The 16,975-nt window shown below is 67.1% G+C and carries 17 protein-coding genes and 1 riboswitch; of the genes, 4 read left to right on the top strand and 13 right to left on the bottom strand.

What is annotated here, in order from left to right:
• Positions 1–49: 49 nt before the first annotated feature.
• On the top strand, positions 50–1,420 hold the full coding sequence (locus QFZ41_RS13915; protein WP_429199314.1) for an adenosylmethionine--8-amino-7-oxononanoate transaminase: 1,371 nt from the start codon (positions 50–52) through the stop codon (positions 1,418–1,420).
• Here the strand turns inward: QFZ41_RS13915 and QFZ41_RS13910 are convergent.
• On the bottom strand, positions 1,417–2,043 hold the full coding sequence (locus tag QFZ41_RS13910; protein WP_429199313.1) for a 2-hydroxychromene-2-carboxylate isomerase: 627 nt from the start codon (positions 2,041–2,043) through the stop codon (positions 1,417–1,419). The two genes, QFZ41_RS13915 and QFZ41_RS13910, sit on opposite strands and share 4 nt — an antisense overlap.
• 81 nt (positions 2,044–2,124) lie before the next feature.
• Between QFZ41_RS13910 and QFZ41_RS13905 the strand changes: the two genes are divergently transcribed.
• Positions 2,125–2,859: a 16S rRNA (uracil(1498)-N(3))-methyltransferase gene (locus QFZ41_RS13905; protein WP_429199312.1), complete on the top strand. Its 735-nt coding sequence runs from the start codon at positions 2,125–2,127 to the stop codon at positions 2,857–2,859.
• A gap of 249 nt (positions 2,860–3,108) precedes the next feature.
• Here the strand turns inward: QFZ41_RS13905 and QFZ41_RS13900 are convergent, their stop codons facing one another.
• The 12 genes from QFZ41_RS13900 to glyA all read right to left on the bottom strand — a co-directional run bounded on the left by QFZ41_RS13900 (position 3,109) and on the right by glyA (position 13,856).
• On the bottom strand, positions 3,109–4,083 hold the full coding sequence (locus QFZ41_RS13900; protein WP_429199311.1) for a potassium channel beta subunit family protein: 975 nt from the start codon (positions 4,081–4,083) through the stop codon (positions 3,109–3,111).
• 9 nt (positions 4,084–4,092) lie between these two features.
• The gene (locus QFZ41_RS13895) at positions 4,093–4,593 is read right to left on the bottom strand and encodes a phosphatidylglycerophosphatase A family protein (protein WP_429199310.1); all 501 of its coding nucleotides are present in this window, start codon (positions 4,591–4,593) and stop codon (positions 4,093–4,095) included.
• Complete coding sequence (gene thiL, locus QFZ41_RS13890; RefSeq protein ID WP_429199309.1) at positions 4,590–5,543, bottom strand: thiamine-phosphate kinase; 954 nt, start codon at positions 5,541–5,543, stop codon at positions 4,590–4,592. Before thiL ends, QFZ41_RS13895 begins: the two co-directional genes overlap by 4 nt.
• A 112-nt stretch (positions 5,544–5,655) precedes the next feature.
• Positions 5,656–6,105, bottom strand: coding sequence for a transcription antitermination factor NusB (gene nusB, locus QFZ41_RS13885; protein WP_429199308.1), 450 nt, complete (start codon positions 6,103–6,105; stop codon positions 5,656–5,658).
• Complete coding sequence (gene ribH, locus QFZ41_RS13880; RefSeq protein ID WP_429199307.1) at positions 6,102–6,569, bottom strand: 6,7-dimethyl-8-ribityllumazine synthase; 468 nt, start codon at positions 6,567–6,569, stop codon at positions 6,102–6,104. The genes nusB and ribH overlap by 4 nt, the downstream gene beginning before the upstream one ends.
• A gap of 45 nt (positions 6,570–6,614) precedes the next feature.
• Positions 6,615–7,547 (bottom strand): muramoyltetrapeptide carboxypeptidase, encoded by a 933-nt coding sequence (ldcA, locus tag QFZ41_RS13875; protein WP_429199306.1) that lies wholly within the window; start codon positions 7,545–7,547, stop codon positions 6,615–6,617.
• Between the two features lie 68 nt (positions 7,548–7,615).
• The gene (gene ribBA, locus QFZ41_RS13870) at positions 7,616–8,707 is read right to left on the bottom strand and encodes a bifunctional 3,4-dihydroxy-2-butanone-4-phosphate synthase/GTP cyclohydrolase II (RefSeq protein ID WP_429199305.1); all 1,092 of its coding nucleotides are present in this window, start codon (positions 8,705–8,707) and stop codon (positions 7,616–7,618) included.
• Positions 8,708–8,720: 13 nt separating this feature from the next.
• Complete coding sequence (locus QFZ41_RS13865) at positions 8,721–9,362, bottom strand: riboflavin synthase (protein WP_429199304.1); 642 nt, start codon at positions 9,360–9,362, stop codon at positions 8,721–8,723.
• Positions 9,363–9,486: 124 nt separating this feature from the next.
• A riboswitch (FMN riboswitch) is annotated at positions 9,487–9,634 on the bottom strand.
• A gap of 333 nt (positions 9,635–9,967) precedes the next feature.
• Entirely contained in the window at positions 9,968–10,948 is a 981-nt protein-coding gene (locus QFZ41_RS13860) for a Gfo/Idh/MocA family protein (protein WP_429199303.1), read from the bottom strand.
• A gap of 2 nt (positions 10,949–10,950) precedes the next feature.
• Positions 10,951–12,042 (bottom strand): bifunctional diaminohydroxyphosphoribosylaminopyrimidine deaminase/5-amino-6-(5-phosphoribosylamino)uracil reductase RibD, encoded by a 1,092-nt coding sequence (gene ribD, locus QFZ41_RS13855; protein ID WP_429200243.1) that lies wholly within the window; start codon positions 12,040–12,042, stop codon positions 10,951–10,953.
• A gap of 38 nt (positions 12,043–12,080) precedes the next feature.
• Positions 12,081–12,596, bottom strand: coding sequence for a transcriptional regulator NrdR (nrdR, locus tag QFZ41_RS13850; RefSeq protein WP_429199302.1), 516 nt, complete (start codon positions 12,594–12,596; stop codon positions 12,081–12,083).
• 3 nt (positions 12,597–12,599) lie between these two features.
• Positions 12,600–13,856: a serine hydroxymethyltransferase gene (glyA, locus tag QFZ41_RS13845; protein WP_429199301.1), complete on the bottom strand. Its 1,257-nt coding sequence runs from the start codon at positions 13,854–13,856 to the stop codon at positions 12,600–12,602.
• Between the two features lie 265 nt (positions 13,857–14,121).
• Here glyA and QFZ41_RS13840 point away from each other — a divergent pair, with 265 nt between their 5' ends.
• On the top strand, positions 14,122–15,180 hold the full coding sequence (locus QFZ41_RS13840; protein ID WP_429199300.1) for a hypothetical protein: 1,059 nt from the start codon (positions 14,122–14,124) through the stop codon (positions 15,178–15,180).
• A gap of 70 nt (positions 15,181–15,250) precedes the next feature.
• Positions 15,251–16,909, top strand: coding sequence for an energy-dependent translational throttle protein EttA (ettA, locus tag QFZ41_RS13835; protein ID WP_429199299.1), 1,659 nt, complete (start codon positions 15,251–15,253; stop codon positions 16,907–16,909).
• Positions 16,910–16,975 lie beyond the last annotated feature (66 nt).

Below are 16,975 nucleotides of genomic sequence, written 5' to 3'. Positions count from 1 at the left end.
CCTCACCTCTCGACTTGAGGACCGGGGGGTACGGGGCGATGATGGGCGGATGACCGACGCCCTTTTCACTCCCTCGGCCGCCGACGCGCTCGTCGCCCGCGACCTTTCCGTCCTCTGGCACCCGTGCACCCAGATGCACGACCACGAAACCCTGCCCATGGTACCCGTGGTGCGCGGCGAAGGGGCATGGCTGATCGGCGCGGACGGCAGGCGCTACCTCGACGCCGTGAGTTCGTGGTGGACCAACCTGTTCGGCCACGCGGAACCGCGCATCGCCGGCGCGCTGAAGGACCAGCTCGACCGCCTGGAACACGTGATCTTCGCCGGCTTCACCCACGAGCCCGCGCTGGAACTGGCCGAGGAACTGGTGAGGATCACGCCGGCCGGACTGGACCGGGTGTTCCTCGCCGACAATGGCTCCGCCGCCATCGAAGTGGCGCTGAAGATGAGCTTCCACTACTGGCTCAACCGCGGCCATGGCGAGAAGACCCGCTTCATCGCGCTCACCGGCAGTTATCACGGCGAGACCCTGGGCGCGCTTTCCGTCAGTGACGTGGCGCTTTACCGCAAGACCTACGCCCCCCTGCTGCTGACGCCCGAGCTCGCGCCTTCGCCGGACACGTACGAGGGCGAGCCGGGCGAGACGCCGAAAGACATCGCCGCGCGCCGCCTGGGCGAGATGCGCCGCCTGCTCGAACATCATGCGCACGAAACCTGCGCCGTCATCGTGGAACCGCTGGTGCAATGTGCCGGTGGCATGCGAATGTACGACGCCTCGTACCTCACCGGTTTGCGTGCGCTTTGCGACGAGTTCGACGTGCACTTCATCGCCGACGAGATCGCCGTGGGCTTCGGCAGGACGGGAACCCTGTTCGCCTGCGAGCAAGCCGGCGTCTCGCCCGACTTCATGTGCCTGTCGAAAGGGCTGACCGGCGGTTTCCTGCCGCTTTCCGCCGTGCTCACCACGAACGAGGTCTACCAGGCGTTCTATGCCGAGTACGCCGCCGGGAAGGCCTTCCTGCACTCGCACAGTTACACCGGCAATCCACTCGCCTGCCGCGCGGCGACCGCGACGCTGAAGATCTTCCGCGACGACCCCGTGCTCGAACGCAATCGCGTCCTGGCCGCGCACTTGGCTTCGCGCATCGCACCGCTAGTGGATCATCCGCACGTGGCCGACGTGCGCCAGACCGGCATGATCGCCGCGATCGAACTGGTCGCCGACAAGGCATCGCGCAGACCTTTCGCCGCGCAGGAGCGCCGGGGCCTGCGCGTCTACCGCCACGGCCTGGAGCATGGCGCATTGCTGCGCCCACTAGGCAACGTCGTGTATTTCATGCCGCCCTATGTCGTCAGCGAGGCGGAAATCGACTTCATGGTCGACACCGCGGTCGCAGGCATCGCGAAAGCGGTGGCCTAGACGCGCGACAAACCCACCGGCAGGCGGCCCAGGCGGTCCATCTCGCCCTCCGCGAACAGGTCGGGGTGGGCGAGGTAATCCATCGCGAAAGCATGGGCGTCGGAGCCCCAGAACAGTTCGTCTCCGATCGCCAGCGTCGGCACGCCGAACACCTGCTGCCGCATCGCGTGCTCGAAGTTGTCCTGCAGCCGCGTCTTCACCCCGGGAGCGGCCAGCGCGGCGCGGACATCGGCGATGCCGAGCGATGCGGCCAGGGGTTCGAGCACCTCGGCGGTGTCGGCAGGACGCCCGTGCGCCCATATCCATTCGAAGATCGCGCCCACCGCCTCGACGCTGGTTCCCGCCGCGACGCACAGGCGCAAGGCCGGCAGCGGGTTGAACGGGTGCGTAGGAGGAAACCGCAACGGGATGCCGGTTTCGCGTGCGCGCCATTGCGCGTAGCGGTAGGTGAATTCGCGCTTGCGCGGGATCTCGGCGGGGCCGCGCTGGCCCATCTCCTTGAGCAGGGCACCGAACAGGATCGGCCGCAACGAGACCTCGTTCCGCTCCGCCAGTTCGCGGATCGACTGCCATTGCAGCCAGGAGAACATGGAGACGAAATCGAAATACCAGGCGATCGGCATGGGTGGCTCCCCGGGGCACCCGTGGACGATAGCGGGCCGTGCGGCTGGCTACAATGCGCATTCCGTGACACGAGACACATCATGCGCACCATACGCATCCACGTCGACGTTCCCCTGGCCAGCGGCCACGACATCACCCTCCCCGCCCAGGCCGGCGAACACGTGGCCCGCGTGTTGCGACTGGACGTGGGCGCGCCCGTGGTGCTGTTCTCAGGCGACGATGGCATGGAGTACGAGGCCACGCTCGTCGGTGTCGGCAAGCGCGAGGTGGTCGCCTCGGTCGGGAACGGCCGTATCGTCGCCAATGAGTCCCCCCTGGCGCTCACGCTCGCCCAGGGGGTGGCTCGTGGTGAAAAGATGGACCTCATCGTGCAGAAAGCGACCGAGCTTGGCATTGCCCGCATCGTGCCGGTCCTCACCGAGCGATCGGAGGTGAAGCTTGATGCGGGTCGCGCGGAGAAGCGCCTCGTCCATTGGCGCGCGGTGGCGGCCAGCGCATGCGAACAATCGGGCCGCGCCCGGGTTCCCACGATCGACCCGGCCGTGCCATTGGCGGCATGGCTGGCATCGCTCGGCGGCGATGCGTCTCCACGGCTTGCGTTGCTTCCGGAAGGGAGCAAGCGTCCCGGCGAACTCGGCCTGCGCGATACGGCCATCCTCGCGATCGGGCCGGAAGGCGGCTTCGGCGAGCGCGATCGCACAGCGCTCGCGTCGTCGGGTTTCCTCGGCTTGAAACTGGGCCCGCGTATCCTCCGCACGGAGACCGCCGGCCTGGCGGCGATCGCCGCCCTGCAAGCGCTCTACGGCGACATCTGAGCAAGGCTTGGCCGGAACGGGCACTGGTGCCGACCACTGGTGGGAGCCGACCCTGTCGGCAATGGGTGCTTGCCTCGACCTGGCCCGCTGCCGCGGGATCGCCGACAAGGTCGGCTCCCACCAGGCCTATTCCTACCCAGGTCTACCCGACGCTGTGGTGGGAAGCCGCTTCAGCGGCGATGGGTGCTCGCCATGGCCTGGCCCGCTGCCGCGGGTTCGCCGACAAGGTCGGCTCCCACACGTTGGGCTTCAGGTGGGTGGCAGGACGGCTTCGATGCGGCGCATGACGCTCTCGTCGAGCAGCGGCAGCGCGTCGAGTGCCTTGAGGTTTTCTTCCAGCTGGGACGCCTTGCTCGCGCCGAGGATCACCGTCGAGACATGCGGGTTCTTCAGGCACCACGCCAGCGCGAACCGTGCAAGAGGAATACCCAGGTCGGCCGCGATCGGCGCGAGCGCGCGTACGGTCTTCAGGCGCACGCCGTCGTCTTCCAGCAAGGCTTCGCGCAACCACCCATAGTCGGGATGGCCCAGCCGCGAATCGTCCGGAACACCGTCGTTGTACTTGCCCGTGAGCACCCCTGACGCCAGCGGCGACCAGATCGTCGTGCCCATGCCATGGCGCTCGTACAGCGGCGCGTATTCCCGCTCGAATCGTTCGCGGTGCAGCAGGTTGTACTGGGGCTGCTCCATCGACGGTGCGATGAGGTTTCGCTCGCGTGCCACGCGGTGCGCCTCCTCGATCGCGGTCGCCGGCCACTCGCTGGTACCCCAATACATCACCTTGCCCTGGCGAATCAGGGCATCCATCGCCAGCACCGTCTCTTCCACCGGTGTGTCGGGATCGGCGCGATGGCAGAAGTACATGTCGAGGTAATCCACGCGCAGGCGCTCGAGCGCCTGGTGGCAGGCGTCGAACACATGCTTGCGCGAGAGCCCGCGCTGGGTCGGCTTCGGTTGCTCGCTCGCACCGAAGTACACCTTGCTCGACACCGTGTACGCATCGCGCGGCAGGCGCAGGTCGGCGATCACGTCACCCATGAGGCGCTCGGCCTCTCCGGCGTTATAGGTCTCCGCGTTGTCGAAGAAGTTGACGCCATGGTCGTACGCCAGCGCGATGAGTTCGCGTGCCTGCGAGCGGCCTACCTGCCGGCCGAAGGTGACCCAGGCACCGTAGGAAAGTGCGGAGACCTTGAGGCCGGTCGAGCCGAGGCGGCGGTATTCCATGGTGAGTTCCTAGCGCGTGAAATGAAGGATCGCGAACAACGCGATGGCGGCAACGATACCCGCGATAACGTCGTCGAGCATCACGCCAAGCCCTCCCTTCACGCGCTTGTCGAACCAGGCGATGGGCCAAGGTTTCCACACGTCGAAGACGCGAAACAGGACGAAGGCCGCCGCCACCGCCCACCACGGCGCGAACAACGCGGGCAGCAAGGCGATCCACTGGCCGACGAATTCATCCCAGACCAGGCTGCGATGATCGGCCACGCCGAGGAGGCGGCCGGCGACATCGCAAGCCCATACGCCGATGCCGAAGGCCACCGCGATGACGGCGATCCAGGTGGATAACGGCAGGTCGCGCAGCAACAACCATGGAAGGATCGCCGCCAGCGAACCGGACGTCCCCTGCGCCTTCGGTGTCAGGCCGGAGCCAAAACCGCAGGCGATCCATCCTGCCGGCGAAGCGAGCAGGCGGCGTCGATCGGCGGGATCGAGGACATACTTGGTGCTCATGCGGCGAAATGGTTCCAGCCGGCGCGCGAGGGTTCATGAACATCGCCACGCTCGTCCATCACGCGCACGCCGCTGCCTTCCACGACACGGCCCACGCGTGTGGCGCCACAGCCGAGACGCGCCATCGTGCTCGACAGTTCGCCCGCGCGGTCGGCCGGCACCGTGAAACAGAGTTCGTAGTCGTCCCCGCCACCCAACGCAAAGTCCAGCGCGTCGGCCTCCGCGAAATGAGTGAGCAAGGCGGATGATCGCGGCAGCAGCGCCGCTTCGATGTCGATGCCCACGCCACTGGCCACGCAGATATGGCCGAGGTCGGCAACCAGGCCATCGGAGATATCGATGCAGGCGGTGGCGATGCCGCGCAGCGCCTGCCCCGCCGACACACGCGGTGTCGGGCGGTTGAGCCGGTCGACCAGGAACGCATAGGGCGAGGCGTCCGCCTCGGCAAGGCACCGCAGGCCGGCCGCCGCATCGCCCAGCGTGCCGGTGACCATGACCACGTCGCCCACGCGTGCACCTGACCGAAGCAAGGCTTCGCCCGGCGTCGTGAAACCGTGCACGGCAACCGTCACGGTCAGGGGACCGCGCGTGGTGTCGCCGCCAACGAGGGCAAGCCGGTAAGGCGTGGCCAGTTCCGCGAATCCGCTGGCCAGCCCGTCGAAGAAGGCCTCGTCGCCCCCGGGCGTCGTCAGCGCCAGCAAGGCCCATGCCGGGGTGGCGCCCATGGCGGCGAGATCGGAAAGATTCACCGCCAGCGCCTTCCAGCCAATGTCGGCGGGAGACGTGCCCGGCGGGAAGTGCACCCCTTCGACGAGGGTATCGATGGCGATGGCCAGCTCGCGGCCAGTGGGCACCGCGACGAGCGCGGCATCGTCACCGATACCTTCGATCACGTCGTCGCGATGGACTTCCGTATGCCGGCGGATACGTTCGATCAGGTCGAATTCCATGCGTTTCCCTTCAGGAGCGAATCAGGGCGGACGGTGGGAAGCGCGCTGGCGCGCGAAGGGTGCTCGCCGCTAGATTCCCTTCGCGCGCCAGCGCGCTTCCCACGAGGTGTCGCTAGGATCGCTTTTCCGCCGTACGCCAATGCGTCGCGAGTTTGTCTAGCACGCCGTTCACATAGCTGTGGCCGTGGTCGGCGCCGAAGCGCTTCGTGGCTTCCACCGCTTCGTTGATGACGACGCGATAGGGCACGTCGGGACGGTACTTCAGTTCATAGGCGCCCATGCGCAACGCCGCGCGCTCGATCGGGTCGATCTGCGCGACCTCGCGGTCGACGAAGGGCTTGATGCCGTCGTCGAGTTCCTTAACGTGCTGCTCCACGCCGCGCAGGATGTCCTCGAAGTATTCGAGGTCGGCCACTTCCATGTCCTGCTCGTGACGGAACTGCTCGATGACGCTGGCCATCTTGCTGCCACCGACCTGCCACGCGTAGAGCGCCTGCAGGGCACGGCGGCGGGCACGCGAGCGCGCGGCCAGGTCGATGCCATGCGGAGGGTGGCTGCTCATTTCCCGAGCTTCGTGTAGAGGTTGACCATCTCGATGGCGACCATGGCCGCGTCGGCGCCCTTGTTGCCGGCCTTGGTGCCGGCGCGCTCGATGGCCTGCTCGATGCTGTCGGTGGTCAGCACGCCGAAGCACACGGGCACGCCCGAAGCGTAGGCGGCCTGGCCGAGGCCCTTGGCGGCTTCGCCGGCGACATAGTCGAAGTGCGGGGTGGAACCGCGGATCACGGCGCCCAGGCCCAGCACGGCGGCGTAGTCACCCGACCCGGCGACCTTGTACGCGGCTTGCGCGATTTCCCACGCCCCGGGCACGCGGATCAGGTCGATCGCGTCGTCCTTCACACCATGGCGGACCAGCGTGTCACGCGCGCCCTGGACGAGCGGCTCGACGACGAACGCGTTGAAGCGGCCGGCCACGATGGCGAAACGGCCCTTGGGAGTGGCGAAATCGCCTTCGATGATCTTCATGCAAGGTAATCCTGTGGCGAATCGGCCGCCGCGCGACCGGATATTTTACGGGGTTTTCGGCCTGGGGTGGCCGCTGAAATCGAGCGTGGCGCGTCCGGTGGCGACGGCGAGGCGGCCGGGGGCCCCGAACGGCAAGGTGAGCTTGGCGGGTCCGTGGCCGAACGGCAGCCCGCGGACGACAGGGATGCCCGCCACCGCGGCGATACGTTCCAGGGCCACGTCCAGGTCGTAGCCGTTGTCGTACTCGGAAACGCGGTAGCTGGTGAAGTCGCCCACCAGCAACGCCTTTTGCGCAGACAGCACGCCGGCATGGAGCAAGTGGTAAAGCATGCGTTCCACCCGGTACGGAGGCTCGGCGACGTCCTCGACGAAGAGCAGGCCGCCTTCGATCGCCGGAAAGTAAGGGGAGCCGGCCAGTCCGGCGAGCATGGCCAGGTTGCCGCCCCACAGCGTGCCGGCGGCGTCCATGTCTTCGGTCAGCGGGGCCACCCATTCGGCGTGGACCTCGTCGCTGGCCAGTGTGTTCCAGAAACGATCCCATGTGAGGGCATCGAGTTCGTTCGCGCCGAAATCAGCCCCGAGCATCGGCCCGCCGAGCGTGACGACGCCACTTTTCGCATACAGGGCGCATTGCAGCGCGGTGAAGTCGCTGTGCCCGACCAGGGCAAGCGGCGCACCGCGCAGCCGGGCGCCGATGCCCTCGTAGTCGAGCAACGGCAACAGCGGATGGGCTCCGTAGCCACCACGGATCGCCAGGCCGATGTCCGGCAGCGGGCGACCCGGATCGGCAAACGCGTTCAGATCGGCCGCGCGCTGGGCATCGGTACCGGCGAAACGCAGGTCGCGCCGCGCCAGGACCTCCTTGCCCGTGACCCGATGGCCCGCCGCTTTGAGACGGGCGACACCGCGCTGCATGGCGTCGGGGCTGTGCGGATAGCCGGAGGGAGCGATCAGGCGGATGTCGTAGCTGGGAGGCATGCGTGGCGTCATCGGGGAAAGGGCTAGCAATAAGCGGTGGGGCGGCGTTTCGCAACCCGGCCCCTGCGTCAGCCGGCCTGCTCCACGACTTCCAGGCCGAAACCCGTGATGCCGACGAACTTGCGCGGCGTACCCATCACGCGCAGGCGGGTGACACCGAGTTCACCGAGGATCTGTGCGCCGAGGCCCAGCTGGCGCCATTCCTGGTCGTCCTTCGGCGGCGGCATCGGTGCGTGGTCGCGCTTGAGCCGCGCCAGCAAGGCATCCGGCGTGTCCTCCCCGGAGAGCACCAGCAACACACCGCGCCGTTCCGCGTCGATGCGGCGGAGCGCGTCGGTCACGGTCTGACCGAGGTCGTCGCGCTTCAGGTGCAGCACGTCGGATAAGGTGTTACGCACGTGCACCCGCGTCAGCACCGGCAGGCCGTCGGCCACATCGCCACGGATCAGGGCGAAGTGCAGGCCGTGGCGGATCTGGTCGCGGAAGGCGACCAGGCGGAACGCGCCGAACTCCGTCTCCACGTCTTCCTCGTGGACACGCTCGACGGTCTTCTCCGTCTCCAGGCGATAGCGGATCAGGTCGGCGATGGTGCCGATCTTCAGTCCGTGCTTCGCGGCGAACACCTCCAGCTCGGGACGGCGGGCCATCGAGCCGTCGTCGTGCAGGATCTCGATCAGGACGGATGCGGGTTCGAGGCCCGCCAGCGCCGCCAGGTCGCAGCCGGCCTCGGTGTGTCCTGCGCGGGTCAGCACGCCGCCCGGCTGCGCGGTCAGCGGGAAGATGTGTCCGGGCATGGTGATGTCGGAGGGTTTGGCCTCCTTCGCCACGGCCACCTGAATGGTGTGCGCGCGGTCGTGCGCCGAGATGCCGGTGGTGACGCCTTCGGCCGCTTCGATCGATACGGTGAAGTTGGTGTGGTACGGCGAGCTGTTGTCGCTCACCATCGGCTTGAGGCCGAGCTGTCGCGTGCGCTGCTCGGTCAGGGTGAGGCAGAGCAGCCCGCGCGCCTCGCGGACCATGAAGTTGACGTCTTCCGGCCGCACCTTCTCGGCGGCCATCACGATATCGCCTTCGTTTTCACGGTCTTCGTCGTCGAGGATCACGACCATGCGGCCCTGGCGCAGATCCTCGAGGATCTCAGGAATCGTATTGAATGACATGTCGCTGGTTTCCTCAGGCGAAGCCGTGCTGCTTCAGGAAGGCCTCGTCGAGACGCGGGCTGTCGCCGCTGGAAAGCAGGCGTTCGACGTACCGCGCGACCACGTCCACCTCGATGTTCACGGCATCGCCTGCGCGGCGCGCCGAGAATGCCGTATGTGCCACCGTATGGGGAATAAGGTTGACCCCGAAGCGGTTGCCCGCGACTTCGTTCACGGTGAGGCTCGTGCCGTCGATGCACACCGATCCCTTGTGGGCGATATAGCGCGCCACGTCGGCGGGGACCTCGAACGTCCAGCGCTGCGACCGGCCATCGGGCACGACCGACACCACCTTGCCGGTGCCGTCGACGTGACCGGAGACGAGGTGGCCACCGAGACGGTCGGCCAGGCGGAGCGCCTTCTCCAGGTTCACCGGATCGCCGGCCTTGTGCTTGCCCAGCGTGGTGTGGGAAAGCGTTTCGTTGGAGACATCGGCGGCGAAGCTGGCGGCGTCAAAGTCGATCACGGTGAGGCAGACACCGGAAACGGCGATGCTGTCGCCGAGGGCGACGTCGGCCATGTCGAGTCCGGAAGTGTCGACCGTGAGGCGCACATCGCCGCCACGGGGTTCCAGCCGCGCGATACGGCCGATGGCCTGGATGATGCCGGTGAACATGTCAGTGGCCTCCCTGGAGGGAGACGACGGCGTGACGCTGAATTTTCATGAAACGTTTCCCGCGGTGGTGAGCGAAAAACGCCCCAAGGCGCATGGCGGCATGCGCCCGGCTAGGAGCGCACGACGCCGTCTTCTTTCATCCGGACTGTGACCGTCGGCTCCGGCATCGGACCGGATCTGCTGACCTCCCGGTGACCGGGAGCGCTCGCGGGCTCGTTTCTTTGAGGAAACCTACCGCCGGTGGGGAGTTTCGCCCCGCCCTGAAGACGCTGTGGAAACCGGTGTCCCGAGGGACCTCAGCCGGCGCAGGATAACATGGGGCCGCCCAGGCCAATGACAACCAAGCCGCCAAGAACCCCCAGCGAAGCCGCCCTGGCGGGACTCGCTCTGGTGGGAGCCGACCCTGTCGGCGATGGGTGCTCGCCGTAACCCGGCCCGCTGCCGCGGGATCGCCGACAGGGTCGGCTCCCACAGGTCTGTTCCTACCGGTCTACTCCTACCCGGCCTACCCGATGCTGTTGTGGGAGCCGCTTCAGCGGCGATGGGTGCTTGCCTCGAACTGGCCCGCTGCCGCGGGATCGCCGACAGGGTCGGCTCCCACCAGGCTAGCCTCGCAGCACCTGGTCCATCACCCAGCTGGTGCGCGCACCGGTGCGCGCGGTCGACGGACACGTGCCCCGCCCTGTCAGCTCCGCCACGATGCTTTCGATCAGCGGTTGCTGGATATGTTCGGGATTGGCGATGCGGATGTCCTCGACGCGCCCGGCGGATTCGAGCCGGATCGGTGCGTCGCCGAAGGTGGCGAAGACCAGCCGGCCGCGGTCACCGACGACCTCCACGCGATCCTCCCGCCGGTCGGCGCCGAAGTTCCACAGTCCTGTACCGAGCACGCCGCTAGCGAAACGGAACGCCATCGCCACGGTGTCCTCGGCCGGATAGACGTCCATCTGGTTGGACGTCATGCCACGTGCGTCGACAATGGGACCGAGCAGGAAATCGAGGATGTCGAGCGTATGGCAGCCGATGTCGACGAAGATGCCACCGCCGGAGATCTCCGGGCGCAGTCGCCACGGCAGGTTCGCCGGGTCGCGGTAACGCGGATCGAGCGGCTGGTGGAGCAGGACCTGGACGATGCGTGGCGTGCCGATGGCGCCCTCGCCGAGCAGTTGGGCGATCCGGCGGAAGCGCGGCAGCATGCGGCGGTAGTACGCCACGAACACCGGCACGCCGGCGGCTTCGCCCGCCGCGATGATGTCCTCGCAGTCGGTGTGATCGACGGCCATCGGCTTCTCGACGTAGACCGGCTTGCCCGCGGCGATCGCCATCAACGCGTATTCGCGATGGCTGGATGGCGGCGTGGCGACATACACCGCGTCGACCTCCGCGTCCGCGATCAATGCATGCGCGTCGTCATACCAGCGCGGCACGCCGTGCCGTTGTGCGTAATCGCGCGCCTTGGCGGCATCGCGACGCATGACCGCCACCAGCGACGAATCCGGTACTTTCGAAAAGGCGGGGCCGCTTTTCACCTCGGTGACGGCGCCACAACCGACGATGCCCCAGCGAACGTGCGTCAGCGGCGGCATGGCTATCGGCCAACCTCGGCGGACGGCCGCTGGATCGTCGGGCGCAGCCGAAGACGGGTGTCGTCGCCGACCTGGCGGCGGTCGACGGCATCGAGTTTCCAGCGCGAGGCCATGTCGTCCAGCGGAGGCAGGGTCAACATCGGCCGCGCCGTATGGCCGAGCAGGACGGGCGCGATGTAGACCAGGAGTTCGTCAGCGAGCCCCGCGGCAAGCAAGGCGCCGCACAAGGCCGGCCCGGCTTCCACGTGCACTTCGTTGACATCGCGCTGGGCGAGCCAGTGAAGCGTGGCACGCAGGTCGAGGCCGCCACCATCGTCCTCGCGGATGACGGCGCGCTGGATATCCGCGAGATGCGGAGGCACGTCGGCATTCCCGGCATGGAACAGCACCGTCGGGGCCGCGTCGTCGAGTACATGGGCCGCCGCGGGCGTGCGCAGGCGCGTATCGAGAATCGCACGCAGTGGCGGCACGAAGCGCTCGTCGCCGGGCAGGCGCACGGTGAGATGGGGATCGTCGGCGAGCACCGTGCCGCTGGCGGAAAGGATGGCCGAGGCACGGGCACGCCAGCGCTGCACGTCGGCTCGCGCCGCCTCGCCCGTGATCCACCTGGACGAACCGTCGGCGAGCGCGGTGCGACCGTCGAGGCTCATCGCCAGCTTGACGCGCACCCACGGCCGGCCGCGCTGGATGCGGCTGAAGAATCCGATGTTCAACTCGTGCGCGGCGTCGCGCATGAGACCTACCTGCACACCGATGCCGGCGGCTCGAAGTTTCTCGATGCCCGCGCCCGCCACCTTGTCGAAAGGATCCTCGTGCGCGATCACCACCCGGCCGACACCCGCGGCGATCAAGGCATCCGCGCAGGGTGGCGTGCGCCCGAAATGCGCGCAGGGTTCCAGCGTGACGTAAGCGGTGGCGCCGCGTGCGGCTTCGCTCGCTTCGCGCAACGCGAACACCTCCGCGTGCGGCTCGCCTGCCCGCTGGTGCCACCCGGTACCCAGCACGGTCTCGCCACGCGCGATCACGCAGCCGACCCGGGGATTGGGCTGGGTGGTGTGCAGGCCGCGTTCGGCAAGACGCAAGGCGTGGGCCATGTGGACATGGTCCATGGCCGGGAAGAACGGGCGCGACATCAGGGCTTGCGCCCTCGCCGCGCCGCGTCGAGCAGCGGCAGTTGCAGGCCTTCGAGCGATGGAAGGTCACGCTCCAGCTTCTCGATTTCCTCACGGAAGGCGTGGACATCTTCGAAGCGGCGATAGACCGAGGCGAAACGCACGTAGGCCACCTGGTCGAGCTTCTTCAGCTCGCGCATCACCAGTTCACCGACCTGCCGCGAGGGCACTTCCCGTTCGCCCATGCGGCGCAGGTCGTTGATCACCGCGCGCATCGCGGTATCGACCGCGTCGCTGGCGACCGGACGCTTCTGCAAGGCGCGCTCGAAGCTCACCCGCAGCTTGTGTTCGTCGAAAGGTTCGCGACGGTCGCCCGTTTTCACGATGGCCGGCAATTTCAGCTCGGCCGTCTCGAAGGTATTGAAGCGCTCACCGCACTGCGGGCATTCGCGACGGCGGCGCACCGTGCTCCCGTCTTCGGTGAGACGGGAGTCGATGACGCGCGTGTCTTCATGCTGGCAGAACGGACAGTGCATCGATCAGCCGTACACCGGGAACCGGGCGCACTGTGCCGTGACCTTGTCGCGCACCGAGGCGATCACGGCGGCGTCGGCGGGCGCGTCGAGCACATCGCAGATCCACTGCGTCAGCTCGATGGCGTCGGCTTCCTTGTAGCCACGGGTGGTGATCGCGGGGGTGCCCACGCGCAGGCCCGAAGTGACGAAGGGCGAGCGCGGATCGTTCGGCACCGCGTTCTTGTTCACCGTGATGTGCGCCTTGCCGAGCGCGGCTTCCGCATCTTTGCCGGTGACGTCGCGGCCGATCAGGTCGATCAGCATGAGATGGTTTTCGGTGCCGCCCGAAACGATCTTGTAGCCCCGGTCCATGAAGGTCTTCGCCATCGCCTTGGCGTTCTTGACCACCTGGGCCTGGTATTCCGTGAAGGCGGGTTCCAGCGCTTCCTTGAACGCCACGGCCTTCGCCGCGATCACGTGCATCAGCGGTCCGCCCTGGATGCCCGGGAAGACGATCGACTGCAGCTTCTTTTCGAGCTCTTCGCCAAGGCCCTTGGCGACGATGATGCCGCCGCGCGGACCGCGCAGCGTCTTGTGCGTGGTCGAGGTGACGACGTGCGCGTGATCGAGCGGACTCGGATAGGCACCGGTGGCCACCAGGCCGGCGACGTGCGCCATGTCCACGAACAGGTACGCACCGACCTTGTCGGCGATCGTGCGAAAACGCGCCCAGTCGAGCACCTGCGAGTACGCGGAGAAGCCGGCGACGATCATCTTCGGCTTGTGCTCGACGGCGAGTTTCTCGATCTCGTCGTAGTTCACCAGACCCGTGTCCGGATCGATGCCGTACTGCACGGCGTTGAAGATCTTGCCCGAGAAGTTGACCTTGGCACCGTGGGTGAGATGGCCGCCGTGCGCGAGGCTCATGCCCAGGATGGTGTCGCCCGGCTGCAGCAAGGCGAAGTACACGGCCTGGTTGGCCTGCGAACCGGAATGCGGCTGGACGTTGGCGTAGTCGGCGCCGAAAAGCTTCTTCAGACGGTCGATGGCCAGCTTCTCGGCGATGTCGACGTACTCGCAGCCACCGTAGTAGCGCTTGCCGGGATAACCCTCGGCGTACTTGTTGGTCAGCGAGGAGCCCTGGGCTTCCATCACGCGCGGGCTGGCGTAGTTCTCCGAGGCGATCAACTCGACGTGATCTTCCTGGCGGCGGGTCTCGTCGGCGATGGCCTTGGCGAGTTCGTCGTCGTAGCCGGCGATCGTTGCATCCTTCGGGAACATCTCGACCTCATGGGAACGGGTGGGGAATGAAGACCGAAAGTGTAGCGGTAGCGGGAGTTTGCGGCCACTGCCCGGCGCCACCGGGACGACCGCGAGGTGCCGCGATCCGTGCGCGGGCGTATGCCGACGGATCGCGTAGGCGGCCGCCATCGAAGCGATTTCTTGCGTGGCGGGTCACGGTTTCTGGAATTACGCTAGTCCCGGACGCGCCTTCCCCCTTCGATACCGGCGCGCCACCCCGACAACCGAACGGAAAGGAATCCCCATGGAAATCATGGATCGTGGCCGGCTGCGCCGGTTTTGCCTCGCCCTGGCCCTGGCCGGGTCCACCCCCATCGCTGCCACCGGCGCGTCATCCGGTTCTGGCCTGGATGCCGTGGCACGCTTCGACGCGGCGCTCGCCTCGGGACTGCCGGCGCAGGCCGGGGAACTCACCATACGCGCCCGGCTCGCGGGCGGCGCCACCTATTCGGATGGCCTCGGCGCCGAACTCTACGACGTGCGCTTTCGCGATCGGGAAGCCTTGGCGGTGCGCCATGGGGACAGCCTGCGCATCGCTTCCACCAATGATGGCCGTCTCCACTCCACCGCATACACCGCCGGGCAGGAGCGCGCGGTCGAGACCGATATTCCCTTGGAAGGAGCACCCACGGGCCACCCCGTCGACGAAGAACCGCCGCAGGATGCGGACGAGCCGCAAGCGGACAGCCCGACGGACATGGCCGAACCGCGAGACCTGCATGTCTTCGCGTTCGTTCACGATGACGTGGCACTCGATGACGGCGAACTCTTCGAACGCTTCTTTGCCTGGTGGATCAAGCGGATGGAGTTCGACGTACTGGAAGACCGGCGCATCCATGTCCACCTGCGCCGGGCCATTCCAGGGCTTACCGACGCTTCGTACGGGCACACGGGCTCCCTGCACCGATGGGGCCGGGCCGTAAGGAATTACACGGACCCGTACCTGCCCGAGCCGGTCGCCGCCCCCTATATCCGCCATATCCTGCTCGTGAAAGGAAAGGAGGTGGAACCCAGGGCGGCCGGCGTGGCGAACGGCCAGCCGGGCTCCCTCGCCATGGCGAGCACCTCGGGCAGCGTGGTCGTACCCGCGCATGAGATCGGCCACATGCTGGGGGCATCGCACGGTCACTCGGAACGCCGGTACACCGGCCCGTTTTCCACCTGCGACACCATCATGTACCCCGTCGACCCCACGGTGCCCTGCAAGGCGTACAGCCTGCCGAACGTGAAGGCGATCCGCGACACCATGCGTTACGCGCGTTCCCGCGGGTACGACCGCGACGACGGGGGCATGGGCCTCTAGGACGCGGTACAATTGGGGTTTGCCCACCCGGCATCCAGCCGGGGGCGCGGCTGTGCCTTACGGAGCGTCCATGCAATACATCTACACCATGAACGGGGTGAGCAAGATCGTCCCCCCGAAGCGCCAGATCATCAAGGACATCTCGCTGTCGTTCTTCCCCGGCGCCAAGATCGGCCTGTTGGGCATCAACGGCGCGGGCAAGTCCACGGTCCTGCGGATCATGGCCGGCGTCGACACCGACTTCCAGGGTGAGGCGCGGGCCAATCCGGGCACCAAGATCGGTTATCTCGCCCAGGAACCGGATCTCGACCCGAACAAGACCGTCCGCGAAGCGGTCGAGGAAGGCGTCTCGGAAGTGCTCGACGCGCAGAAGCGCCTCGAGGAGGTCTACGCGGCCTACGCCGAGGAAGGCGCCGATTTCGACAAGCTCGCCAAGGAGCAGGAGGCACTGGAAGGCATCCTTGCCGCCAACGACGCCCACGCCCTGGAACGCCAGCTCGAAGTCGCGGCCGACGCGCTGCGCCTGCCGCCGTGGGACGCGAAGATCGGGCCGCTGTCCGGTGGCGAGAAGCGCCGTGTGGCGCTCTGCCGCCTGCTGCTGTCCAAGCCGGACATGCTCCTGCTCGACGAGCCGACCAACCATCTGGATGCGGAGTCGGTCGACTGGCTGGAAACCTTCCTGCACGACTACCCGGGCACCGTGGTGGCCGTCACCCATGACCGCTACTTCCTCGACAACGCCGCCGAATGGATCCTCGAACTCGATCGCGGTCGCGGCATTCCCTGGAAGGGCAACTACACCGAGTGGCTGGAGCAGAAAGACCAGCGGCTCGCACAGGAAGCCACCCAGGAAAAATCGCGCCAGAAGGCGATCAAGAAGGAACTGGAGTGGGTGCGCTCGGCGGCGAAGGGTCGCCAGTCGAAGGGCAAGGCCCGTCTCAACCGGTTCGAGGAACTGAACTCGGTCGAGTACCAGCGCCGTAACGAAACCAACGAGATCTTCATTCCGCCGGGCGAGCGCCTGGGCCAGGAAGTGATCGAGTTCAAGAACGTCACGAAGTCGTTCGGCGATCGCGTGCTGATCGAGGATCTCTCGTTCAAGATCCCGCCGGGCGCCATTGTCGGCGTGATCGGCCCGAACGGCGCCGGCAAGTCCACCATGATGAAGATGATCATGGGCAAGGAAACGCCGGACAGCGGCGAGGTGAAGCTCGGCCACACGGTGAAGCTCGCCTATGTCGACCAGTCGCGCGACGCCCTCGATCCGAAGAACAACGTGTGGCAGGAGGTTTCCGGCGGTTCGGACATCCTCACCATCGGCAACTTCGAGATCCAGTCGCGCGCCTATATCGGCCGCTTCAACTTCAAGGGCACCGACCAGCAGAAGATCGTCGGCCAGTTGTCCGGCGGTGAGCGCGGCCGCCTGCACATGGCCAAGACCCTGCTCCAGGGCGGCAACGTGCTGCTGCTCGACGAACCGTCCAACGACCTCGACGTCGAGACGCTGCGCGCGCTGGAAGACGCCCTGCTCGAATTCCCGGGCTGCGCGGTGGTCATCTCGCATGACCGCTGGTTCCTCGACCGCATCGCCACGCACATCATCTCGTTCGAAGGCGATTCGCATGTCGAGTTCTTCCCGGGCAACTACAACGAGTACGAGGCCGACAAGAAGCGCCGCATGGGCGACGATGCCGGTCCGAAGCGCGTGAAGTACAAGAAGCTGGTCTGACACGGGGCCGATCGCGGCCCAGGCCGCTTCCACCTGAGCCGATCGCGGCCCAGGCCGCTTCCCACC

This window comes from Luteibacter sp. W1I16 (assembly GCF_050434905.1).
Lineage (GTDB): Bacteria > Pseudomonadota > Gammaproteobacteria > Xanthomonadales > Rhodanobacteraceae > Luteibacter.
Note: the sequence above shows the minus strand (reverse complement) of the source record. Positions and strands in the feature narration are given on the sequence as shown.

What these genes read in the sequence shown, in the direction of transcription:
- QFZ41_RS13915 (WP_429199314.1), top strand. Translation starts at nt 50, where the DNA reads ATGACCGACGCCCTTTTCACTCCCTCGGCCGCCGACGCGCTCGTCGCC.
- QFZ41_RS13910 (WP_429199313.1), bottom strand. Translation starts at nt 2,043, where the DNA reads ATGCCGATCGCCTGGTATTTCGATTTCGTCTCCATGTTCTCCTGGCTG.
- QFZ41_RS13905 (WP_429199312.1), top strand. Translation starts at nt 2,125, where the DNA reads ATGCGCACCATACGCATCCACGTCGACGTTCCCCTGGCCAGCGGCCAC.
- QFZ41_RS13900 (WP_429199311.1), bottom strand. Translation starts at nt 4,083, where the DNA reads ATGGAATACCGCCGCCTCGGCTCGACCGGCCTCAAGGTCTCCGCACTT.
- QFZ41_RS13895 (WP_429199310.1), bottom strand. Translation starts at nt 4,593, where the DNA reads ATGAGCACCAAGTATGTCCTCGATCCCGCCGATCGACGCCGCCTGCTC.
- thiL (WP_429199309.1), bottom strand. Translation starts at nt 5,543, where the DNA reads ATGGAATTCGACCTGATCGAACGTATCCGCCGGCATACGGAAGTCCAT.
- nusB (WP_429199308.1), bottom strand. Translation starts at nt 6,105, where the DNA reads ATGAGCAGCCACCCTCCGCATGGCATCGACCTGGCCGCGCGCTCGCGT.
- ribH (WP_429199307.1), bottom strand. Translation starts at nt 6,569, where the DNA reads ATGAAGATCATCGAAGGCGATTTCGCCACTCCCAAGGGCCGTTTCGCC.
- ldcA (WP_429199306.1), bottom strand. Translation starts at nt 7,547, where the DNA reads ATGCCTCCCAGCTACGACATCCGCCTGATCGCTCCCTCCGGCTATCCG.
- ribBA (WP_429199305.1), bottom strand. Translation starts at nt 8,707, where the DNA reads ATGTCATTCAATACGATTCCTGAGATCCTCGAGGATCTGCGCCAGGGC.
- QFZ41_RS13865 (WP_429199304.1), bottom strand. Translation starts at nt 9,362, where the DNA reads ATGTTCACCGGCATCATCCAGGCCATCGGCCGTATCGCGCGGCTGGAA.
- QFZ41_RS13860 (WP_429199303.1), bottom strand. Translation starts at nt 10,948, where the DNA reads ATGCCGCCGCTGACGCACGTTCGCTGGGGCATCGTCGGTTGTGGCGCC.
- ribD (WP_429200243.1), bottom strand. Translation starts at nt 12,042, where the DNA reads ATGGCCCACGCCTTGCGTCTTGCCGAACGCGGCCTGCACACCACCCAG.
- nrdR (WP_429199302.1), bottom strand. Translation starts at nt 12,596, where the DNA reads ATGCACTGTCCGTTCTGCCAGCATGAAGACACGCGCGTCATCGACTCC.
- glyA (WP_429199301.1), bottom strand. Translation starts at nt 13,856, where the DNA reads ATGTTCCCGAAGGATGCAACGATCGCCGGCTACGACGACGAACTCGCC.
- QFZ41_RS13840 (WP_429199300.1), top strand. Translation starts at nt 14,122, where the DNA reads ATGGAAATCATGGATCGTGGCCGGCTGCGCCGGTTTTGCCTCGCCCTG.
- ettA (WP_429199299.1), top strand. Translation starts at nt 15,251, where the DNA reads ATGCAATACATCTACACCATGAACGGGGTGAGCAAGATCGTCCCCCCG.